Genomic DNA, 19,765 nt, shown 5'->3' with positions numbered 1-19,765 from the left:
GATGCCAGCGGCATCCGCCCCTTCGTGCACGCCGCGAACGCGGCCAGACTCACGCGCCCAGGCGCGCCTTGAGGTTCGCGTCGATCGTGTCGAGGAACTGCTCGGTCGTCTGGTACTCCTGCTCGGGGCCGACGAGGAGCGCGAGGTCCTTCGTCATCGCACCCGACTCGACCGTCTTGATGACGACGTCCTCGAGGGTCGAGGCGAAGTCGATGAGCTCCTGGTTGCCGTCGAGCTTGCCGCGGTGCGCGAGGCCGCGCGTCCAGGCGTAGATCGAGGCGATCGGGTTCGTCGAGGTGGGCTTGCCCTGCTGGTGCTGGCGGTAGTGGCGGGTGACGGTGCCGTGCGCCGCCTCGGCCTCGACGACCTTGCCGTCGGGCGTGGCGAGCACCGAGGTCATGAGGCCGAGCGAGCCGAAGCCCTGCGCGACGGTGTCGGACTGCACGTCGCCGTCGTAGTTCTTGCAGGCCCAGACGTAGCCGCCCTCCCACTTGAGCGAGGAGGCGACCATGTCGTCGATGAGGCGGTGCTCATAGGTGAGGCCCGCCGCGTCGAACTGCTCCTTGAACTCGGTGTCGAAGACCTCCTGGAAGAGGTCCTTGAACCGGCCGTCGTAGGCCTTGAGGATCGTGTTCTTCGTCGACAGGTAGACGGGGTAGTTGCGCGAGAGGCCGTAGTTGAGCGAGGCGCGCGCGAAGTCCTTGATCGACTCGTCGAGGTTGTACATGCCCATGGCGACGCCCGAGCCCGGCGACTGGAAGACCTCGAACTGCTGCGGCTCCGAGCCGTCCTTCGGGGTGAAGGTCATCGTGAGGGTGCCCTCGCCCTCGAAGCGGAAGTCGGTGGCGCGGTACTGGTCGCCGAACGCGTGGCGGCCGACGACGATCGGCTTGTTCCAGCCTGGCACGAGGCGCGGGATGTTCGAGATGATGATCGGCTCGCGGAAGATGACGCCGCCGAGGATGTTGCGGATGGTGCCGTTCGGCGACCGCCACATCTTCTTGAGGCCGAACTCCTCGACGCGGGCCTCGTCGGGGGTGATCGTCGCGCACTTGACGCCGACGCCGTGCTTCTTGATCGCGTTCGCCGCGTCGACCGTGATCTGGTCGTCGGTCTCGTCGCGCTTCTGGATCGAGAGGTCGTAGTACTCGAGGTTCACGTCGAGGTACGGGTGGATGAGCTGGTCCTTGATGGCCTGCCAGATGATGCGCGTCATCTCGTCGCCGTCGAGCTCGACGACCGTGCCTGCAACCTTGATCTTGGACAAGTTGAGTTCTCCTTGGATCTCTCGGGGAATTGAGGAAGTCTCGTGGGGCGGATACGCCACCGGCCAGCTTACCGTGTCGCCCAGACTGTCTCGACATCGAGATAACCGGGAGGCCTCGGGGTTCACTCGGGGTCATCCCGGGTTCCCCCGTGCCGGATGCACGGGTTAGCCTTGGCGCATGGCTGAGCTGAGACTGGAAGAACTGTCCGCCTCGAACATCGTGGCTGCGAACACGCTGTCGCTGAAGCCCGGCCAGGAGCAGTTCATCGCTCCCGTCACCTATTCGGCGGAGGCCTCGGTCGTCAACCCGCAGACCGCCTGGCAGCGCGTCGCGCTCGACGCCGACGAGAAGGTCGTCGGCTTCATCCACGGCAACTTCGACCCCGAGAACCCGCACGAGGAGTTCCGGGCGTGCATCTGGCGCATCAACGTCGACGCCGAGGTGCAGGGCAAGGGCGTCGGCCGGTTCCTCGCCACCGCCCTCGCCGAAGAGGCCAAGCGTCGCGGCTTCGACCGCATCACGGTGCTGTGGGAACCGGGCGAGCTCGGCCCCGAGAAGTTCTTCCACCGGGTCGGCTTCGTCGACGTCGGCGAGACCCAGTACGGCGACGTCATCGGGGCGCTCGAGCTCTGAGCGACATCCCGCCCCGTGAGCCTGACGAAGGGCCGTCGGCCGACGGCTTCGTCGAGGCCGTGCTCGTCGTCGTCGCCGACATCCCGCCGGGGTGCGTCGCGACCTACGGCGACGTCGCGGCGCTGCTCGGCTCGCGCGGGGCTCGCGCCGTCGGGCAGGTGATGGCCAGATACGGGGCGGATGTCCCGTGGTGGCGCGTCCTCCGCGCCGGAGGGCGACCGCCGGCGGGCCACGCCGAACGCGCCCGGGAGCACTACGAACGCGAGGGCACGCCGCTCGTCGCGACCCGTGACGCCGACGGCTACCGCGTCGACCTCGCCGCGGCGCGCTGGCGGCCCTGAGCCCGGGAGCGGCTCAACCCGTCGTCGGCACCGGGATCCGGATCGTGATCGTCGTGCCCGCGCCGGGCGGACTGTCGATCGCGATCTCGCCGCCGACGGCGTCGACGCGGTCGGCGATGCCGAGCATCCCGCTGCCCTCGGGCGAGGCCCCGCCGACGCCGTTGTCGCGCACGACGAGCTCGAGCTCGCCGTCGACGAGGTGCGCACGAACCCAGGCCCGGGTCGCCTGCGCGTGCTTGGCGATGTTCGCGAGCGCCTCGGCGACGGCGAAGTACGCCGTCGACTCGACGACCTCGGGCAGGCGGCCCTCGGCCTGCACGTCGATCTCGACCGGCACCGGGCAGCGGCCCGCGAGCTCGGGCACGGCGAGCGCGAGCCCGCCCGACGAGAGCAGCGAGGGGTGGATGCCGTGCGCGAGCTCGCGCAGCTCCTTGAGCGCGTCGTTCAGCATCGCGATGTTGCCGTCGAGCTCGACGCCGAGGGGCTCGACGCCGCGGTCGCGCGCCTGGTTGGCGGCGAGCCGCAGCCGCATGCCGAGCGAGACGAGGTGCTGCTGCGCCCCGTCGTGCAGGTCGCGCTCGATGCGGCGTCGTGCCTCGTCGCCGGCCTCGACGATGCGGGCGCGCGACTGCCGCACCTGCTCGAGGGTGCGTTCGATCTCGGAGCGCAGGCGCCCGTTGTCGACCGAGAGCCGGAGCGCGCTCGACACGCCGTCGAGCAGGCGCATGTTGTCGGTCAGCACCCGGTCGTGCCGGATGAGCGCGATGGGCATGCCGGTCGGCGAGGCCACGGGCAGCAGGCCGTGGCCGCCGTGGCGGTCGGCGGGGTCGTGCGCGATCGGCTCGCCCGCGGCATCCGCGTACCGGCCCCGCTCCTCGTCCCACCAGTACACGCGCACGGAGGCGTCGCGAAGCGTGCGGGCGAGCGACTCGGCCCAGAGCCCCCGGTCGGCGCCCTCGCGCGTGATGCGCATGAGGTCGGCGACGCGCGCCCGCATGTTGCGGGTGTGCGCGATGCCGGCGACGAAGCTCACCGGGATGGACGCGATCGCGATGAGGGAGACGGTCGCGAGCACCTGGTCGGAGGTGCCGGAGGTCGCGTAGGTGACCGCCTGCGCGGCGAGCGTCGTCGCCCACGCGAAGAGCGCGAGCGGCATGAGGAACGCGACCGTGCGGGCCGGAACGCTGCCGCGCACCCAGCGCACGAGGAGGCGCCCGGCGATCACGAGGGCGAGCAGCACGCCGACGAGGCGATACCCGATGTCGATCACGGCGTAGACGGCCGGGGCATCGGCCACGTGGTACGGGTTCGGGGCGCAGTCGCACAAGAGCTCGGGCGGCGGCGCGAGCAGCACCGTGCCGAGGAGGAACACGATCGACGCGACGACCGCGATGCCCGCGATCACCCGATCGGCGCGGTCGCCGAGGCCGCCGCGCGGGTAGAGCAGCACGAGGATTCCGGTGAGCAGCCCCCACCAGAGGTGCACGCCGTAGACGAGCGGCCAGAGCCACGCGATGTCCTCGATCACGCGCAGGAACGACAACGGGATCCACAGCACCGGGAACAGCACCATGAGTCGCGCGGGCACCCGCGACGGGCCGATCGCCCAGGCGACGCCCGCGCAGGCGGCGAACACGAGCGGCACGATCGCGTGCAGGGTCGTGTAGCTGACCTCCGGACGTTCGCCGTGCGGTGTGGCGATGAAGCCCGTGACCTCCATCGTGAGGCTGAGCGCGACGACGACCGCGATCGTGATGCTGCGCTTGATGATCCGGCCCTTGCGGCCGGGCGCCATCACCTCGCGCCGAGGAGCGTCAGCACCGCGAGCACGCGCCGATGGTGCTCGGGTGACTCCTCGAGGTCGAGCTTCTGCAGGATCGAGCGCACGTGCGTCTCGACCGTCTTGAGGCCGAGGAACAACGTCTGGGCGATGCCGCCGTTCGAGTAGCCCTGCGCCATGAGCTCGAGCACCGAGCGTTCGCGCTCGGTGAGCCGGGACAGCGGGTCGTCGGCCCGGGTGCGGTGCACGAGCTGCTCGACGACCTCGGGGTCGACGACCGAGCCGCCGGAGGCGACGGTCTCGACGGCGCGCACGAGCGTCTGCGGCTCGGAGACGCGCTCCTTCAGCAGGTAGCCGGTGCCGCTGCCGGCGCCCATGACCCGCAGCGCGTACTCGGGCGTCGCGTACATCGACAGGAGGAGGACGCCGATCGTCGACCCTCCCGCGCGCAGCTCCTCGAGGGCCAGGATGCCCTCGTCGCGGAAGCTCGGCGGCATGCGGATGTCGAGGACCGCGGCGTCGACGCCGCCCTCGCGGACGACCTCGACGAGCTCGTCGCCCGTGCCGACGGAGGCCACGACCTCGAGCCCGCCGCCCTCGAGCACCTTGGCGATGCCCTCGCGCAGCAGCAGCGCGTCGTCGGCGATGGCCACGCGCAGCGGCCGGGATGCCTCGACCATCGGACCTCTCCTTCAAAATCGGCGCGAACGACCGAACGGTCGCCCCCGCCTGACTCGACGGTAGCGCGTTCGCACCCCGCGGCGCTCCCCCGGTTCAGGGGGTACCCCGATCCGGCGGGGCCCGCGACGTGGCAGGCTGCCCGGGCGACGTGCGTGCGACGGCGGGTTCAGGGAGAACCCTCCCCCGGAATCGTGGCGACTCCTGATCCGGTGGGTCGCCGCGGCGGGAAGACTGCGGACATGTCCACCATCCGGTTCCCCATGACCCCGGCGATCGCCGTCGACTCGCACCGCGACATCGACCTCCTCGAGCGGCGCGGCATCCCGCTGGACGGGTGCATCCGCACCCGCACGACCCGCTCCGTCGCGGAGATCACGGGCGCGTACCTCCGCGGCGTGCGCATGTTCGTGATCGGCGGGGCCGACGAGCTCGCCGACTTCCGCGAACTGCCCGACGTGACCGTGCTCGTCCAGCTCGACTTCGCCGGCGCGTTCCCCCGGGCCCGGGACGCCGAACGCGGAGTGACGCCGCACGCCGCAGCCCGCACGGTCGGCGCCTGCCGCGCCGCCGGCATCCGGGTGGCGGGCTTCACGCTCGACCTGTCGCGCGGGCCCGCCGTGGTGCGCGGCCGCCGGGTCCGCAGGGCGGTCGCCCTCATGCGCCGGCTCGAGCGCACCGGCCATCCGGGACTCGACACGCTCGACCTCGACCTCGGCGATCGCGACGCGCACGGCGACCTGCGGACCGCGGTGCGGGGCGCGGCCCGCCGCTACCGCGTGGTCGCCCGCAGCGCGGCCTGACCGCGCCGCGAACGGGATGCCCCGTGCCCGAGACTCGGGCACGGGGCATCCCGCTCGATGCGACGGCGACCTCAGACGAGCGAGTCGCGCCAGGCCGCGTGCAGCGCCGCGAACCGGCCCTCGCCGCCGATGAGGTCGGCGGGTGCGCCGTCCTCGACGATGCGGCCGTGCTCCATGACGAGCACCCGGTCGGCGATCGCGACGGTCGAGAGGCGGTGCGCGATGATGATCGCGGTGCGGTCGGCGAGCAGCTTCGTGAGGCCCTCCTGCACGAGGCGCTCGCTCGGGATGTCGAGCGAGCTCGTCGCCTCGTCGAGGATGAGCACCGCCGGGTTCGCGAGGAACGCCCGCGCGAACGAGATCAGCTGGCGCTGACCCGCGCTCACCCGGCCGCCGCGCTTGTTCACGTCGGTGTCGTAGCCGTTCGGCAGCCCCTCGATGAACTCGTGCGCGCCGACCGCCATGGCCGCGCGCACGATCTCGTCGCTCGTCGCGTCGGGCTTGCCGAGCGCGATGTTGTCGGCGACCGAGCCCGAGAACAGGTACGCCTCCTGCGTGACCATCACGATCGCGCGGCGCAGGTCCTTCGGGTGCAGGTCGGCGAGCGAGACGCCGTCGAGCGACACCGTGCCCTCGCTCGGGTCGTAGAACCGGGCGATGAGCTTCGCGAGGGTCGACTTGCCGGCACCCGTCGACCCGACGAGCGCGATCGTCTGCCCCGCGGGGATGTCGAGATCGAACCGGGGCAGGATGCTGCGTCCCTCGACGTACGAGAACTCGACGCCGTCGAACCGCACCCGGCCCTCGGCCTTCCAGAGGTCGACGGGGTGCGCGGGGTCGGGCACGCTCGGCTGCTCCTCGAGCACGCCCGAGATCTTCTCGAGCGCCGACGAGGCCGACTGGTAGCCGTTGTAGAACATCGCGAGGTCTTCCATGGGGTCGAAGAACCGCTTCGTGTACAGCACCGCCGCGAGCAGCACGCCGACCTCGAGCGAGCCGTCGATGATCCGGAAGCCGCCGAGCACGATCGTCACCGCGACCGCCGTGTTGCCGATGAGCGCGAGTCCCGGGTTGAACACGACGAACAGGCCGAGCACCTTCGAGTTCACGTCGCGGTAGTCCTCGACGAGGCCGCCGAACTCGCGCTCGTTGCGACGCTCCTTGCGGAACGCCTGCACGGCGCGGATGCCCGTCATGGTCTCGACGAACTGCACGATGAGCTTCGCACTGGCCACGCGCGAACGCCGGAACAGCGTCTGCGACCGCACCTGGAACCACCGCGTGAGCATGCCGAGCGGGATGAGCGCGACGAGCAGCACGAACCCCGACGGCGCGTCGATGACGAACAGCATGATCGCGGTGAAGACCATGTACATGAGGCCGCGCACGAGCAGCGTGAGCCCCTCGTCCATGAGTTCGCGGATCGCGTCGAGGTCGCTCGTCTGCCGCGAGATGATGCGACCGGAGGTGTACGTCTCGTGGAACTCGAGCGACAGCTTCTGCGTGTGCAGGAACACGCGCGTGCGCAGGTCGATGAGCACCGCCTGCGCGACGCGCGCCGACAGCCGGATGTACGCCGAGATGAGGAACGCCCCGATGAGACCCGTCACGAGGTAGGCGAGACCTGCGAAGGCCGCCGGCCACCAGTTCTGCTCGATGAGCGCCGGGATGCCCTGGTCGATGCCGTACGCGATGATCGCCGGGCCGGCCACCTGGGCCGCCGAGGACACGACGACCGCGGCCGCGGTCAGCCACAGCTTGCCCGTGAGCGGCTTCAGGAGCGAGCCCAGCAGCCGCCGCGACCGGATGCGGATGTGCCGGGACTCGGCCTTCGAGTACTGTTCGCGCTCTTCGCCCTGCACGCCGGTGACGCTCATGATGCGGCCTCCTCTCGTTCGAATTCGGATGCTCCGTCGGCATCGCCCCCGCCGTGACGGCGCTCCTCGTCCTCCAGGCTGGAGATGACGAAGCGGTAGTGCTCGCTCTCGCGGAGGAGCTCGGAGTGGGTGCCGACCGCGGTCACCCGGCCGGCCTCGAGGAGCGCCACCCGGTCGGCGAGCATGACCGTCGAGGGGCGGTGCGCGACGATGAGCGCCGTGGTGTCGGCGAGCACCGAGCGCAGCTCGGCCTCGACCTTCGCCTCGGTCGCGACGTCGAGCGCCGACAGCGGGTCGTCGAGCACGAGCACGGCGGGCTTGGCCGCGACGGCGCGCGCGAGCGCGAGCCGCTGCCGCTGACCGCCCGAGAGGCTCATGCCCTCTTCGCCGACCTTCGTGTCGACGCCCTCGGGCAGGTCGTACGCGAAGGCCGCCTGCGCGATGCGCAGCGCCTCGTCGAGCACGCGCTCGGCCTCGGCGCGCACCGCGGGGTCGTCGGCGGCGTCGCCCGTGAGCTCGGGGCGGCCGAGCAGCACGTTCTCGCGCACCGAGGCACTGAAGAGCGTCGCATCCTCGAACGCCATCGCGACGTGCCGGCGAAGCTCCTCGCGCGTGAAGGCGCGCACGTCGACGCCGTCGATCGTCACCGAGCCGCCGGTCACGTCGTACAGGCGCGTCGTGAGCGCGGTCATCGTCGTCTTGCCGCAGCCGGTGAGTCCGACGAGCGCCATCGTCTCGCCCGGTTCGACGACGAGGTCGACGCCGTCGAGCAGGTCGCCGAAGCGCTCGGGCGAGTCCTGGTAGCGGAAGTGCACGCCCTCGAACGCGAGCTCGCCGCGCGGCCGCTCGAGGTGCTTCGGGTCGGCGGGGTCGACGATCGTGTTCTCCGAGTCGATGATGTCGAAGAAGCGGTCGGTCGCGGTGCGGGCGTCGAGCGCGAACGCGAGCATGAAGCCGATCGACTCGATCGGCCACGCGAGCACCGTCGCCGTCGCGAAGAACGCGACGAGCTCGCCGACCGAGAGCTGGCCGTTCGCGGCGAGCCAGATGCCGACGACGAGGCAGAGCGCGAGCGCCACGGTCGGCACGACCATGATCCACACCCAGATGTTCGCGTCGAGGCGCGCCTTCTCGATCTCGGTCGACCGCAGCGACTCGGCCTGCGCCCGGAAGCTCGACAACGCGAACTTGCCGCGACCGAAGGCCTTGAGCACCCGGATGCCGTGCACCGACTCCTCGACGGCGGTCGCGAGGTCGCCCTGCTGGTCCTGGCTGAGGCGCGACTGCTCGGAGTAGCGACCCTCGAAGCGCCAGCCCGCCCACCAGAGCGGCAGCGAGCAGACGAGGAAGATGAGTCCCAGCATCCAGTTCATCGACATGAGGATGCCGACGCCGACCACGATGATGACGACGTTGGCGCCCGTGAGCACGAGGCCGAAGCTGAGCCACCGCCGGATGAGGCTGAGGTCGCTCACTGCGCGGGACAGCAGCTGCCCGCTCGGCCACCGGTCGTGGAAGCTCACGGGCAGGTCCTGCAGCTTCGCGTAGAGCGCGTTGCGCATGCGCGCCTCGACCCGCGTTCCGGGGCCGACGACGAGCCAGCGACGCAGCGCGTAGAGCAGCGACTCGGCCGCGCCGAGCACGAACACGAGCACGGCGAGCGGCACGATCGCCGAGGCGTCGCCGTCGGCGAGCGGGCCGTCGACGATCTGCTCGAACACCTGCGGGATGGTGAGCGCGATCAGCTGCGCGACGAGCGCCGCCGCCATGCTCGCGATGAACGCCGGCATCGCGGGTCCCGCGTACTCGCGCAGGCGCCAGAGCGCGCGAACCGCGCCGACGCGGTTCGGGTCGCGGTCGCCGGATGTGGGCTGTACGGACAAAGCCGTGTCCTCTCGAGAGGGGTGCCGCAGGCTCTAGGGACGAGCCTCGACGGCTGAGAATGAAGGTCGCGACGCACTCGGCGTCGATGCGCGGCCGGGCCGCGGGGTTGCGCAGGCGGAGCCTGCGGGCGTGGTGCGCGCGCTACCCGGCGAGCACTGCCTCGACGAGCGGGGATCGGGTGCGGGCAGCACCACCGGCCGCGGGGCGGGCGTTGATGTCTGTCTGCATGGTGTCCTCCTGGCGTCGTCGTCTCGAACCCTCGTGGCCGCACGGTAGGGCAGCGCGGCCAGCCTTACAGACTAGAGCCATTGCTCGGTGGCACGCAAGACCGTCTCCGGGAGTAGGCTGTGCGGATTCGTCTGTCACGCGAGCTCGCGTGCAACCGCTCTCCCCCCGGCGGTCGCCCGCCCGGCCCTATCCCGCTCGCGTGCCGGGACCCGATTCGATGAGGAGCGCGCGTGGGAGCAGCACGGACGGTGTTCGCTCGCGCGAACGCCCGGGCCGGCGTGTTCGTCGGCATCGCCGCCGTGGTCCTGCTGCTCGCCGGGATCGGCACGGCCATCGTGGGATCGCTGACGGCGGCCGCGACCGGCGGCCTCCGATCGGGCCTCGACGAGGCGACCGGTGCCGCCGGGGCCGCACGGTGGCAGATCCGGCTCGAACCAGATGCGGCGTCGCAGGCGGATGCCGCGGCCGACGTCCTCGACCGCATGATCGTGCCGCACGGCGCCGCCTGGCAGCGCAGCGTGCAGACCCGGCCGGTATCGTCCACGGCGGGCGATGCGACGTTCGACGCGGTGCTCACCGCCGATCCCGCCCTGGCCGACCGCTCCCGACTGGTGGAGGGCGAGTGGCCCGCGGCCGATGGCCCGACCGGCGAGACCGGCGACGAACCCGCGCCCGCCGCCGTGAACCGCGCCGCGGCGACCGAGCTCGGCCTCGGGCTCGGCGATGTCGTCACGGTCGGCGACGACGGCCTGCGACTCGTCGTCGCCGGCATCTGGGAGCCGGTCGACGCGACCGCCCCGATCTGGTTCGGCGAGCCGATCGTCTCCGTCGGCGTCGCAGAGGGCGCCGCGGGCCCGTTCGTCGTCGACGAGGCCACGGCCTCCGCCGTCCCCGAGGCGACGCTCGTGCGGTGGACGGCGACCGTCGACGCGGCGAGCGCGACGCCCGAGTCCGCGGCGGCGCTCGCCGACGAGCTGCCCGACGTCGAACCCGCCCTCCGCGACGAACCGGCGATCGGCGCGAGCGGGCTCGCGGCCGCCGGCGGGCTGCAGGGCACGCTCGAGCGGATGCTCAGGGGCATCAGCGCCGTGCGCGCGCTCGCCCCACTCCCGGTGCTGCTGCTCGCCTTCGCCGGCATCGCCGCGCTCTCGCGGCTCGCGACCCTCCTCGGCGCGGCCCGCCGCGGCGAGACGCTGCTGCTGCGCGCCCGCGGCGCCTCCGCCACGCGGCTCGGCCGCGACACCGCGGTCGAGGTGCTCGCCGTCGCGGTGCCGGCCGCCGCCGTCGGCGCCGCCGCGGCCGAGGTCGGCCTCTCGATGGCACGCCCCGGCGAGGGCCACGATCCGCTCATCGCCTGGGTGGTCGGCGCCGCGAGCGTCGTGATCGCCCTCGCGCTCGTGAGCGGTCGCGCGTTCGCCGACGCCCGGCGGCCGATGCTCCGCGGCGCCGGCGACGAGGTCGGCCGCGGCGCACGCACGGCCGTCGCTGGCGGCGTCGTCCTCGTCATCGCCGCCGCCGCGATCGCACTGTGGCAGTTCCGCCTCTACGGGTCGCCGCTCGTCGTCGACGCCTCGGGCGGGGTCGACGTCGACCCCGTCGCGGTCGTCGCACCCGTGCTCGTGCTCGTGGCGCTCTCGCTGCTCGCACTCGGGCTCTCGCGTCCCGTCGGTACCGTGCTCGAGCGAGCGGCGGCCGCCGGCCCCGCGCTCGTGCCGGCGCTGCCGATGCGCCAGCTCGCACGCCGCGGCTCGCTCTTCGCCGCCGCGTCGCTCGTGACGATCATCGCCGTCGCCGGGCTCACCCTCTCGGCCGTGGTCGCGGGCGCCTGGCGGTCGGTCGACGCGCAGGCGCGGGCGTACGCGACGGGTGGCGACGTGCGGGTGTCGCTGCCGGGGCGCAGCGTCGTGCAGGGACCCGATCCGCTCGCGCTCGGCGAGCCGTTCGCCGAGCTCCCCGGCGTGGTCGCCGACGGCCCGGTCTTCCGGGGCGAGGCCCGCATCGGGTCCGACCCGACGACGCTCGTCGCCGTACCGTCGGGCACCGTCGGCGAGATCGCGCCGGGTACCCCGGCCGGCACCGCGGCGACCGCCCTCGCCGACTCCGCCGCCGCGGCCGCGATCCCGCTGCCCGACGGCGGCTCGGAGCTCGAGGTCGACGTACGGCTGGCGGCGCTCGCGGGCACCCCGGGCGACGTCGCGATCTCGGTCTGGCTGCTCACCGACGACGGGGCCGCGATGCGGCTGCCGGCCGGCACGGTTCCGATCGACGAGCGGGGCGGCACGGCCCGTCTCGAGCTGCCGGATGCCCCGGCGCTGGGCCTGCTCGGCTTCCAGGCGCGGCTCGAGAGCGGGGCCGGTGCGCGCGTGCAGGCCTCGTTCGGCGATGTCGTCGTCGACGGCGACGCCGTGCCCGGCACGACGCCCGACGCGATCGCCGACGTCGAGCTGTCGTCGGCCGAGCGCGAGGCGCGGGCGCCCTTCCTGCGCGACGACGCCGCGCTGCCCGTCGTGCTCGGCGGCGATCTCGCGAAGCGCATCTCGGCGGACGTCGGCGACACGGTCGAGTTCCGCGTCTCGACCGGCGGCGCCGCCGTCACCGCGGTCGTGGCGGGCACGACGCCGGCGGTGCCGACCGCGGGCGCCGACTCGATGCTCGTCGACCTCGGTGCGCTCGAACGCGTCGCGTTCGACTCGGGCAGCGGTGTGCCGCAGTTCGGCGAATGGTGGATCGCGACCGACGAACCGGCCGCGGCAGCTGCCGAGCTCGCCCGCGACCAGCAGATCCCGATGACGGCGACGACCCGGGCCGAGGCGTCGTCGGCGCCGTTCGCGCGACCCGCGATCTTCGCCCTCTGGGCCGGTGCGGCCGGTTCGCTGCTGTTCGCCCTCGTCGCGATCGTCGCCCTCACGAGCGCGCTCGCGGGCAGCCGGTTCGGCGAGATCGTCGTGCTCCGAGCACTCGGCGTCGGGCCCCGGGTGCAGTCGCGCGCACGGTTCGCCGAGCTCGGCGCCGCCGTGGCCGGTGCCGTCGTCGTCGGCGTCCTCGTCGGCTGGGCGACGGCGTGGCTCGTCGCCCGCGAACTCGCCAGGGCGGCGATCACCGGGGCGCCCGAGGCCGTGCGGGCTCCGCTCGACCTCGACCTCTGGCCGTGGCTCGCCGGGCTCGCCGTGTTCGTGCTGCTTGCGGCACTCGTCGCGGCGGTCGCCGCACGCGCGGTGCGGCGGACGGCGTCGCGGGCCGGGCTCAGGGAGGAGGAGCGATGAGCACGCGGCATCACTCGAGCCTGTCGACGACCGGCCTCCTGCGCCGGCAGTTCTTCGCGGCCCCGTTCGCGGCGGTCATGCTCGCGCTCCTCGTCGCCGGCGGAGCGTTCCTCGCGACCGCCCTGCCGCGCGCGGTCGCCGCCATGCACACGACGGCGCTCTCGCAGCACCTCGAGGACTTCCCGGCCCGCACGCTCGACGTCGTCTCGTCGAACCGCTCGAACCTCCCCGACCTGGGTCCGTCGAGCGGCGGCACGACCCTGCCCGACGACATCGACGCGGTCTGGGGTCAGCAGGAGGAGTACCTCCTCGACGCGCGCGAGCGGATGGAGCCCGAGCTCCGCCGCGTCACCGACGATCCGCTCTCGGTCGTGATCGCCGGCCCGAGCGACACCAAGAAGCCCGGCGCCGGCCTGGGGTCGGCGTCGTACGTGCTCAACACCGGGTTCGACCCCAGGCTCGAGGAGCACGTCGAACTCACGAGCGGCGAGTGGCCGTCGCCGCTCGAGGCACTCGCCCCCCAGGAGGAGCCGCCCGTCGAGGGCGGCGACCCCGGTACGGGCACGGTCGAGATCCCCACGCCCGTGACCACCGACGAGCCGCTCGAGATCGTCGCCACCGAAGCCTTCGCGGAGTCGATGGAGTGGGAGGTCGGCCAGGTGCGCGAGATGCCCGCGGGTGCGGCGAGCCAGCCGGTGGAGCTCGTGGGCACGTTCGCGCCGATCGATCCCGACGACGGTTTCTGGAGCCACCTGCCGGTGCCGCTCGAGCCGTCGGTCGCGTTCTCCGCCGACGGGTCGCTGCGCGTCACGGGCTTCGCGTTCGCGCACCCCAACTCGTGGCCCGCGCTCGAGAGTGCACAGCTGCCCTCGACCGTCGAGCTCTGGTACCCCGTCGCGACCGACCGGGTGCGGGCCGACCGTTCGCAGGAGTTGCGCACCGACCTCGACGAGTTCACGAGCGTGGGTTACATGATGGGCGACGGTCAATGGCCGCCGGGCCAGTACTTCAGGACGGTCGGCATGGTCGCGTTCGGCAGCGGTCTCGGCGACGCGCTCGACGACGCGGCGCAGGCCGCCGACACGAGCGACGCGGTCCTCGCGACGATCGCCTCCGGGCCGATCGGCGTCGTCGTCGCGGTGCTCGTCCTCGGCGCGCGAGTGGTGTTCGAACGTCGTCGGACCGGTCTCGAGCTTGCCGCGGCCCGCGGCGCGTCGGACTCGCAGTTGCGGGGTGCGCTCGCGATCGAGGGGCTCGTCATCGGCCTGCCCGCCGCCGCCATCGGCTCGGTGCTCGGCGCGCTCGCGGTCCCGGCCGACGGCGGCACGGTCGGCTGGTACATCGCCGCGCTCTTCGCCCTGACCCCGATGGTGCTCCTCGTCGCCTCCGCCCCGGCGCTCAGTCCGCTGCGTCGCGCGCGCGCCGACTTCGCGCCGCGCAGCGGCGGACGCTTCCGATGGGTCGTCGAGACCCTCGTCGCGATCGTCGCGGTCGCTGCGGTCGTGCTGCTGCTGCGGCGCGGGCTCACGACGGCCGCGGGCGCCGTGGGCGTCGACCCGCTGCTCGCCGCCGTGCCGCTCCTGCTCTCGCTCGCCGCGTGCCTCGTCGTGCTCCGGCTCTACCCGATCCCGCTCGCCGGCATCGTGCGCAGCACGAGCCGTCGCTCCGGCCTGGTCGCCTTCCTCGGTTCCGCTCGCGCGTTGCGCGATCCCTCGGCCGGCGTCGTGCCCGTGCTCACCGTCGTCGTCGGCATCTCGGTCGCGATGTTCTCGGCGACCCTGCTCGGCACCGTGCAGGCTGGCGTCGACCGGGCCGCCGACGCGCGCGTCGGTGCCGACGTCAGCGTCAACGGGGGCCCGTTCACCCTCGATCAGCAGTCGGCGTTCGCCGAGGTCCCCGGGGTCGAGGCGACCGCGCCGGTCTACGCGACGACGCCCGTGCAGGTCTCGATCGACGGGCGGCTGCGCACGACCACGCTCATCGTGATCGACACCGAGGAGATGCGCCGCGTCCAGGCCGGCCGCGAGGACGCGGTACCCCTGCCCGAGGCGCTCGCGTCGACCGACGGTGACGAGGTCCCGGTGATCATCTCGCAGGTCATCGCCGACTCGATCGACGACGCCGACCAGGTCGAGATCAACCGCGACGATTTCTCCGTGCTCGGCGTCGTCGACGGGCGCACGCCGTTCATGTCGCGCTCGAGCTGGGTGCTCATGGACAAGGCGAACGCCGAACGCTTCGTGAGCACGTTCGTGCCCGAGACGGTGCTCGTGCGCACCGAGCCGGGCGCCGACGTCGATCAGGTCGTCGACGACCTGCAGGCGATCGCCGGCACCGAGTCCACGGTGACGACCCCTGAGACGGTGCGCGCCGAGCTCGGCGCGGGCGCCACCACGCAGGGACTCGTGGTCGCGCTCATCGGCGCGATCGTGCTCACGGGCCTGCTCACCGCGCTCGCGATCGTGCTCACGCTCGTCGTCGGCCGCGGTGCCCGCGAGCGCCTGCTGCCGCTGCTCGCGACGCTCGGCCTCCGCCGGCGCGGCGAGCGTGCGCTGGTGGCCTGGGAGATCGGTCCGGTCGTCGTCGCCGCGCTCGTCGCGGGCGTCGCGCTCGGCGTGGCGCTGCCGTTCATCGTGCTGCAGGGCATCGACCTGCGCACGTTCACGGGCGGTGACGCCCAGCCCGCCGTGGTGTTCGACCCGGTGCTCATCGGCACCGTGCTCGTCGCGTCGCTGGCGGTCACCGCGCTCGCGGTGCTCGTCGCGTCGCGCACCGGGGGCGAAGCGAGCGCCGCGCGCGCGATGCGCAAAGAGGAGGAGGGCTGATCATGGCATCGGCATCGAACACGGCCGCCATCGCGGGCGAGCCGCACATCCTGTGCACCGACGTCGTGCGCATCTTCACCGCCGACGGCATCGAGGTGCAGGCCCTGCAGGGACTCAACCTCCGCGTCGACCCGGGCGAGATGGTCGCCGTCGTCGGCGCCTCGGGCTCGGGCAAGTCGACGCTCCTCACGATCCTGTCGGGGCTCGACACCGCGACGGCCGGTGTCGCCCGGGTGGCGGGCCACGACCTGCTCGCCATGGGTTCGCGCGAACGCGTCGCGTACCGTCGGCGGACGGTGGGCTTCGTCTGGCAGCAGACGTCGCGCAACCTGCTCCCCTATCTCACGGCCGCCGAGAACGTCGCACTCGCGATGAACGTCGCCCGCACCCGCCGCGGCGCCGAACGTGCGAAGCGCGTCGACGAGTTGCTCGAGCTGCTCGAGGTCGGCGCCGAGCGCGACCGGCGCCCGGGCGAGCTCTCCGGCGGCCAGCAGCAGCGGGTCGCGATCGCCGTCGCGCTCGCGAACGACCCGCTCGTGCTGCTCGCCGACGAACCGACGGGCGAGCTCGACGAGGCCATGTCGTCGGCGGTGCTCGAAGCCATGCGCGGCGTCAACGAGGAGCTCGGCGTCACGACGCTCATCGTCACGCACGACCCCGCCGTCTCGGGCCACGTGCGTCGCACGGTGCAGATCCGCGACGGCCGCACGTCGACCGAGGTGCTGCGGTCGACGCGGGTCGACGAACACGGCGAGGAGCAGCACGTCGCCGAGGAGTTCGCGGTGCTCGACCGCGTCGGCCGCCTGCAGCTGCCGCAGGACTTCATGCAGAGCCTCGAACTGCGCGACCGCGTGCGGCTCGCCCTCGAGAGCGACCACGTCGGCGTCTGGCCGGGGCACGAACGGCGGGCGGATGCCGCGGCGCCGACGCCGGCGGCACCCGAACCCGCTCCCCCGCGCCATGGTCGGCACTCGGCCGGGCCCGATGCCCGCCCCGGGGCATCCGATGCTTCGAACCCCACCGAGGAGGAACGATGACCACGCTCCGCGCCGAAGACGTGCGCCGCACCTTCGAGGGGCGCGGCGAGACGGTGCACGCCGTCGACGGCGTCTCGATCGAGGTCGCGCCCGGCGAGCTCGTCGTCGTCACGGGCCGGTCGGGCGCCGGCAAGACGACGCTCCTGAACCTGCTCGGCGGACTCGACCGGCCGACGTCGGGGCGGGTGCTGCTCGGCGACGACGACCTGTCGACGCTCGACGAGGAGGCGCTCGCGGCGGTGCGCCGCGACCGGGTCGGCTACGTGTTCCAGTCGTTCGGGCTCATCCCCGTGCTGTCGGCGGCCGAGAACGTCGAGGTGCCGTTGCGCCTGCAGCGCACCGAACCGGCCGAGCGCGCCCGTCGCGTCGCCGAGGCGCTCGAGCTCGTCGGGCTGGGTGCGCACGCCGCACAGCGGCCCTACGAGCTCTCGGGCGGGCAGCAGCAACGCGTCGGCATCGCCCGCGCGCTCGCCGCCCGTCCGCAGGTGCTGCTCGCCGACGAGCCGACCGGCCAGCTCGACAGCGGCACGGCGGCGACCGTCATGGACCTCATCGGCGACCTCGTGCACGCGCGCGGCGTCGCGGCCGTCGTGACGACGCACGACGCGGCGCTCGTGAGCCGGGCCGACCGGGTGATCGAACTGCACGACGGCCGGGCCCGCGAACCGCAGCCCGCCGCCTGAGCAGTGCGGGTCAGCGCACCCGCACCGACAGACAGGTGACGCAGCCCTCGAGCTTCTCGAACTCCGAGATGTCGACCGTGACGACCCGGTAGCCGAGGCCGGCGAGCATCGCCGCGGTGCGCGGCGCCGACGCCGACATGACGAGCGACGTCGCCGAGAGCTCGACGACGGCGACGCCCTCGGGTTCGGGCACGGGCAGGAACCGCTCGAAGACGCTCGGCGCGTCGAGCAGCGCCGGATCGCCGATCACGGTGCCGTCGGGCAGCGCGGTCGCTGCGCTCTTGAGGTGCAGCGCCTTCGTCATCGGCACGCCGACGACGCGGTAGCCGTGCGGCGCGAGCAGCGCCCGCAGCTGGCGGATGCCCTCGCCGTTCGTGCGCGTCGAGGCGCCGACGTAGACCACGTCGCCGACCTTGAGCACGTCGCCGCCGTCGAGCGTGCCGGGCTCCGCGATGCGCTCGACCGTGAGGCCCGAGATCGAGCGGACGGCCCGTTCGACGCCGTCGACCTCGCCGCGGCGCGACTCGGCGCCCGGCCGGGTCAGCACGGCGAGGTCGCCGAACATGACGACGGCGTCCTCGACGAACACCGAGTCGGCCATCTCGGGGGCGGCGTCGACCTCGACCGTCTCCCACCCCTCGGCGACGAGCGCGGCGCAGTAGTTGTCCCACTGCTCGTCGGCGCGCGCCTGGTCGACGGGGCGGCGCTCGAGGTGGGTGAGCTCGGCCTCGTCGAGGTTCGACGCCGGGATGCGCACGAGCGCGAGCCGGCGCGGCGCCCGCTCGGCGCGGTGGTCGAGGATGCCGCGCATCACCCGCGGCGCGAGGAACACCTGCCCCAGCACGATCGCGAGCACGAAGATGAGGTTGAGGCTCACGAGCGAGCCGACCACGAAGAGTGCGGCCGGGCCGAACACCGGGCGAGCGCTCGCGACGACCATGACGGACGTCGCGATGAGGGCGGCGAGGCAGCCAGAGGTCAGCCCGGTGATGAGCGCGAGGAACCAGGCCCGGGTCGCCCCGATCGCGTTCGCGATCGAGAGCAGCGCCCAGGCGAAGAAGGCGGCCAGCGCGAAGTGGCCGAAGACCTGGGCGAACACGGCGGGCGTCTGCCCGTTGCCGATGAAGAACGCGAGCGCCGCGACGCTCATCGCGACGATCGCGACGACCGCCGACGACACGAGCACCGCCGCCATCCGCCGGCCCCGGCTCGCCGCGGGCGTGAACCTCGCCGTCGGTCGTGCGGGCGCGGTCGAAGACGGTGAGGCGGGGGACGTCATGCAGACGAGCCTACTGGCCGGGCGGATGCCTCGGGGCCGGCCGCCGATCGGCAGCCGGCCCCGAGCCCGTCATGGTTCAGTGCCCGGCGTCGAGGCGCCCGCGGGCGAGCCGCTCGGCGGCGTCGAGCGTCGTGGTGCCCTGCTCGGCGGCGTCGCGCAGCACCGCGGCGACGACCTCGCCGATGCCCTCGATGCGGGCGTCGAGGGCGGCCTGGTCGGCGCCCGGCTGACCGGCGACGTCGAGGTAGATCACGCCGCCCGCGTTGACGACGAAGTCGGGCGCCCAGACGATGCCGCGCTCGCGCAGCAGGTCGGCGACGTCGCGGGAGGCGAGCTGGTTGTTCGCGGCGCCGACCACGGCGGCGACGCGCAGTTCGTCGACGACCTCGGGCGTGAGCACACCGCCCAGGCCGCACGGCACGAAGACGTCGGCCTCGACGCGGTGCGCCTCGGCCGGCTCGACCCACGCGGCGCCCAGCTCGTCGGCGAGCGCGCGCTTCGACTCGGCGACATCGGTCACGGTCAGCCGGGCGCCTGCGGCGGCGAGGCTGCGCGCGAGGCGCCCGCCCACCTGGCCGAGACCCGAGATGACGAAGTGGCGGCCCGCGGCGTCGCGCGAGCCGAACACCTGGCCCAGCGTCGCGAGGATCGAGGCGTGCACGCCCGCAGCGGTCGCGTCGGCGGGCTCGCCGACGCCGCCCTGCTCGGGTGGCAGGCCGCAGACGTGCTCGGTGCGCTCGTGCACGACCGCCATGAGCTCGGCGCTCGTGCCGACGTCTTCGGCGGTCATGTAGGCACCGCCGAGCGACTCGACGGCGTCGCCGAGGTCGAGCATGGCGTCGCGCTTCTGCGCCTCGTCGAGCACGACGCCCGCGGGCAGCACGACCACGGACTTGCCGCCGCCGCGCATGAGACCCGCGGCCGCGTTCTTCATGGTCATGGCCTGCGAGAGGCGGAGGGCGTCGGCGAGGCCGTCGGTCCAGTGCCCGTAGTTCCAGACGCGGGCACCGCCGAGCGCCTGGCCGAGGCGCGTGGAGTGCACGGCGACGATGACGGTGAGGCCGGAGCGGGGACCGCGGGTGATGAGCACCCGCTCGTGGTCGGGGGCGTCGCTCGGCAGGGTGGCGCTGACCTCGGCGGCGCGCGCCGGGGCGTGGGTGATCGACATCGATCGTTCTCCTCGGAT

14 protein-coding genes are annotated in these 19,765 nt (G+C 73.2%); 7 read left to right on the top strand and 7 right to left on the bottom strand.

The window, feature by feature from the left end; all coding sequences use genetic code 11:
- Positions 1 to 49 precede the first annotated feature (49 nt).
- Complete coding sequence (locus MUN74_RS13795) at positions 50 to 1,267, bottom strand: NADP-dependent isocitrate dehydrogenase (RefSeq protein ID WP_244852943.1); 1,218 nt, start codon at positions 1,265 to 1,267, stop codon at positions 50 to 52.
- 178 nt (positions 1,268 to 1,445) lie between these two features.
- On the opposite strand from MUN74_RS13795, the gene MUN74_RS13790 reads away from it, so the two are divergent.
- Positions 1,446 to 1,901, top strand: coding sequence for a GNAT family N-acetyltransferase (locus MUN74_RS13790; protein WP_244852941.1), 456 nt, complete (start codon positions 1,446 to 1,448; stop codon positions 1,899 to 1,901).
- A gap of 59 nt (positions 1,902 to 1,960) precedes the next feature.
- Positions 1,961 to 2,242 (top strand): MGMT family protein, encoded by a 282-nt coding sequence (locus MUN74_RS13785; RefSeq protein ID WP_244852939.1) that lies wholly within the window; start codon positions 1,961 to 1,963, stop codon positions 2,240 to 2,242.
- 13 nt (positions 2,243 to 2,255) lie between these two features.
- Here MUN74_RS13785 and MUN74_RS13780 read toward each other — a convergent pair whose 3' ends face one another.
- Positions 2,256 to 4,037 (bottom strand): sensor histidine kinase, encoded by a 1,782-nt coding sequence (locus MUN74_RS13780; protein WP_244852937.1) that lies wholly within the window; start codon positions 4,035 to 4,037, stop codon positions 2,256 to 2,258.
- Positions 4,037 to 4,702, bottom strand: coding sequence for a response regulator transcription factor (locus MUN74_RS13775; protein ID WP_244852935.1), 666 nt, complete (start codon positions 4,700 to 4,702; stop codon positions 4,037 to 4,039). Before MUN74_RS13775 ends, MUN74_RS13780 begins: the two co-directional genes overlap by 1 nt.
- 240 nt (positions 4,703 to 4,942) lie before the next feature.
- Here MUN74_RS13775 and MUN74_RS13770 point away from each other — a divergent pair, with 240 nt between their 5' ends.
- Positions 4,943 to 5,503 carry a type III PLP-dependent enzyme domain-containing protein gene (locus MUN74_RS13770; protein WP_244852933.1) on the top strand — a complete coding sequence of 187 codons (561 nt, stop codon included), beginning with the start codon at positions 4,943 to 4,945 and terminating at the stop codon, positions 5,501 to 5,503.
- A 71-nt stretch (positions 5,504 to 5,574) separates the two neighbouring features.
- Here the strand turns inward: MUN74_RS13770 and MUN74_RS13765 are convergent, their stop codons facing one another.
- Positions 5,575 to 7,380 carry an ABC transporter ATP-binding protein gene (locus MUN74_RS13765; RefSeq protein WP_244852932.1) on the bottom strand — a complete coding sequence of 602 codons (1,806 nt, stop codon included), beginning with the start codon at positions 7,378 to 7,380 and terminating at the stop codon, positions 5,575 to 5,577.
- A complete protein-coding gene (locus tag MUN74_RS13760) occupies positions 7,377 to 9,263 on the bottom strand; it encodes an ABC transporter ATP-binding protein (RefSeq protein WP_370647298.1) in 1,887 nt (628 codons plus the stop codon). Before MUN74_RS13760 ends, MUN74_RS13765 begins: the two co-directional genes overlap by 4 nt.
- A 459-nt stretch (positions 9,264 to 9,722) precedes the next feature.
- Here MUN74_RS13760 and MUN74_RS13755 point away from each other — a divergent pair, with 459 nt between their 5' ends.
- Genes MUN74_RS13755 through MUN74_RS13740 form a run of 4 tightly spaced genes read left to right on the top strand, consistent with a single transcriptional unit; the run spans position 9,723 to position 17,300 of the window.
- Positions 9,723 to 12,755, top strand: coding sequence for an FtsX-like permease family protein (locus MUN74_RS13755; RefSeq protein WP_244852930.1), 3,033 nt, complete (start codon positions 9,723 to 9,725; stop codon positions 12,753 to 12,755).
- Positions 12,752 to 15,580, top strand: coding sequence for an ABC transporter permease (locus tag MUN74_RS13750; RefSeq protein WP_244852928.1), 2,829 nt, complete (start codon positions 12,752 to 12,754; stop codon positions 15,578 to 15,580). Before MUN74_RS13755 ends, MUN74_RS13750 begins: the two co-directional genes overlap by 4 nt.
- Positions 15,581 to 15,582: 2 nt before the next feature.
- The gene (locus MUN74_RS13745; protein ID WP_244852927.1) at positions 15,583 to 16,617 is read left to right on the top strand and encodes an ABC transporter ATP-binding protein; all 1,035 of its coding nucleotides are present in this window, start codon (positions 15,583 to 15,585) and stop codon (positions 16,615 to 16,617) included.
- Complete coding sequence (locus MUN74_RS13740) at positions 16,614 to 17,300, top strand: ABC transporter ATP-binding protein (RefSeq protein ID WP_244852925.1); 687 nt, start codon at positions 16,614 to 16,616, stop codon at positions 17,298 to 17,300. The genes MUN74_RS13745 and MUN74_RS13740 overlap by 4 nt, the downstream gene beginning before the upstream one ends.
- 10 nt (positions 17,301 to 17,310) lie before the next feature.
- Here MUN74_RS13740 and ddaH read toward each other — a convergent pair whose 3' ends face one another.
- Both ddaH and MUN74_RS13730 read right to left on the bottom strand, forming a co-directional pair.
- A complete protein-coding gene (ddaH, locus tag MUN74_RS19265; protein WP_305038253.1) occupies positions 17,311 to 18,579 on the bottom strand; it encodes a dimethylargininase in 1,269 nt (422 codons plus the stop codon).
- Positions 18,580 to 18,655: 76 nt separating this feature from the next.
- Positions 18,656 to 19,747 (bottom strand): Glu/Leu/Phe/Val dehydrogenase family protein, encoded by a 1,092-nt coding sequence (locus MUN74_RS13730; protein ID WP_244852923.1) that lies wholly within the window; start codon positions 19,745 to 19,747, stop codon positions 18,656 to 18,658.
- Between the last annotated feature and the right edge of the window lie 18 nt (positions 19,748 to 19,765).

Source organism: Agromyces sp. H17E-10, from assembly GCF_022919715.1.
Taxonomy (GTDB): domain Bacteria; phylum Actinomycetota; class Actinomycetes; order Actinomycetales; family Microbacteriaceae; genus Agromyces.
This window is presented reverse-complemented; position numbering and strand designations above follow the sequence as displayed.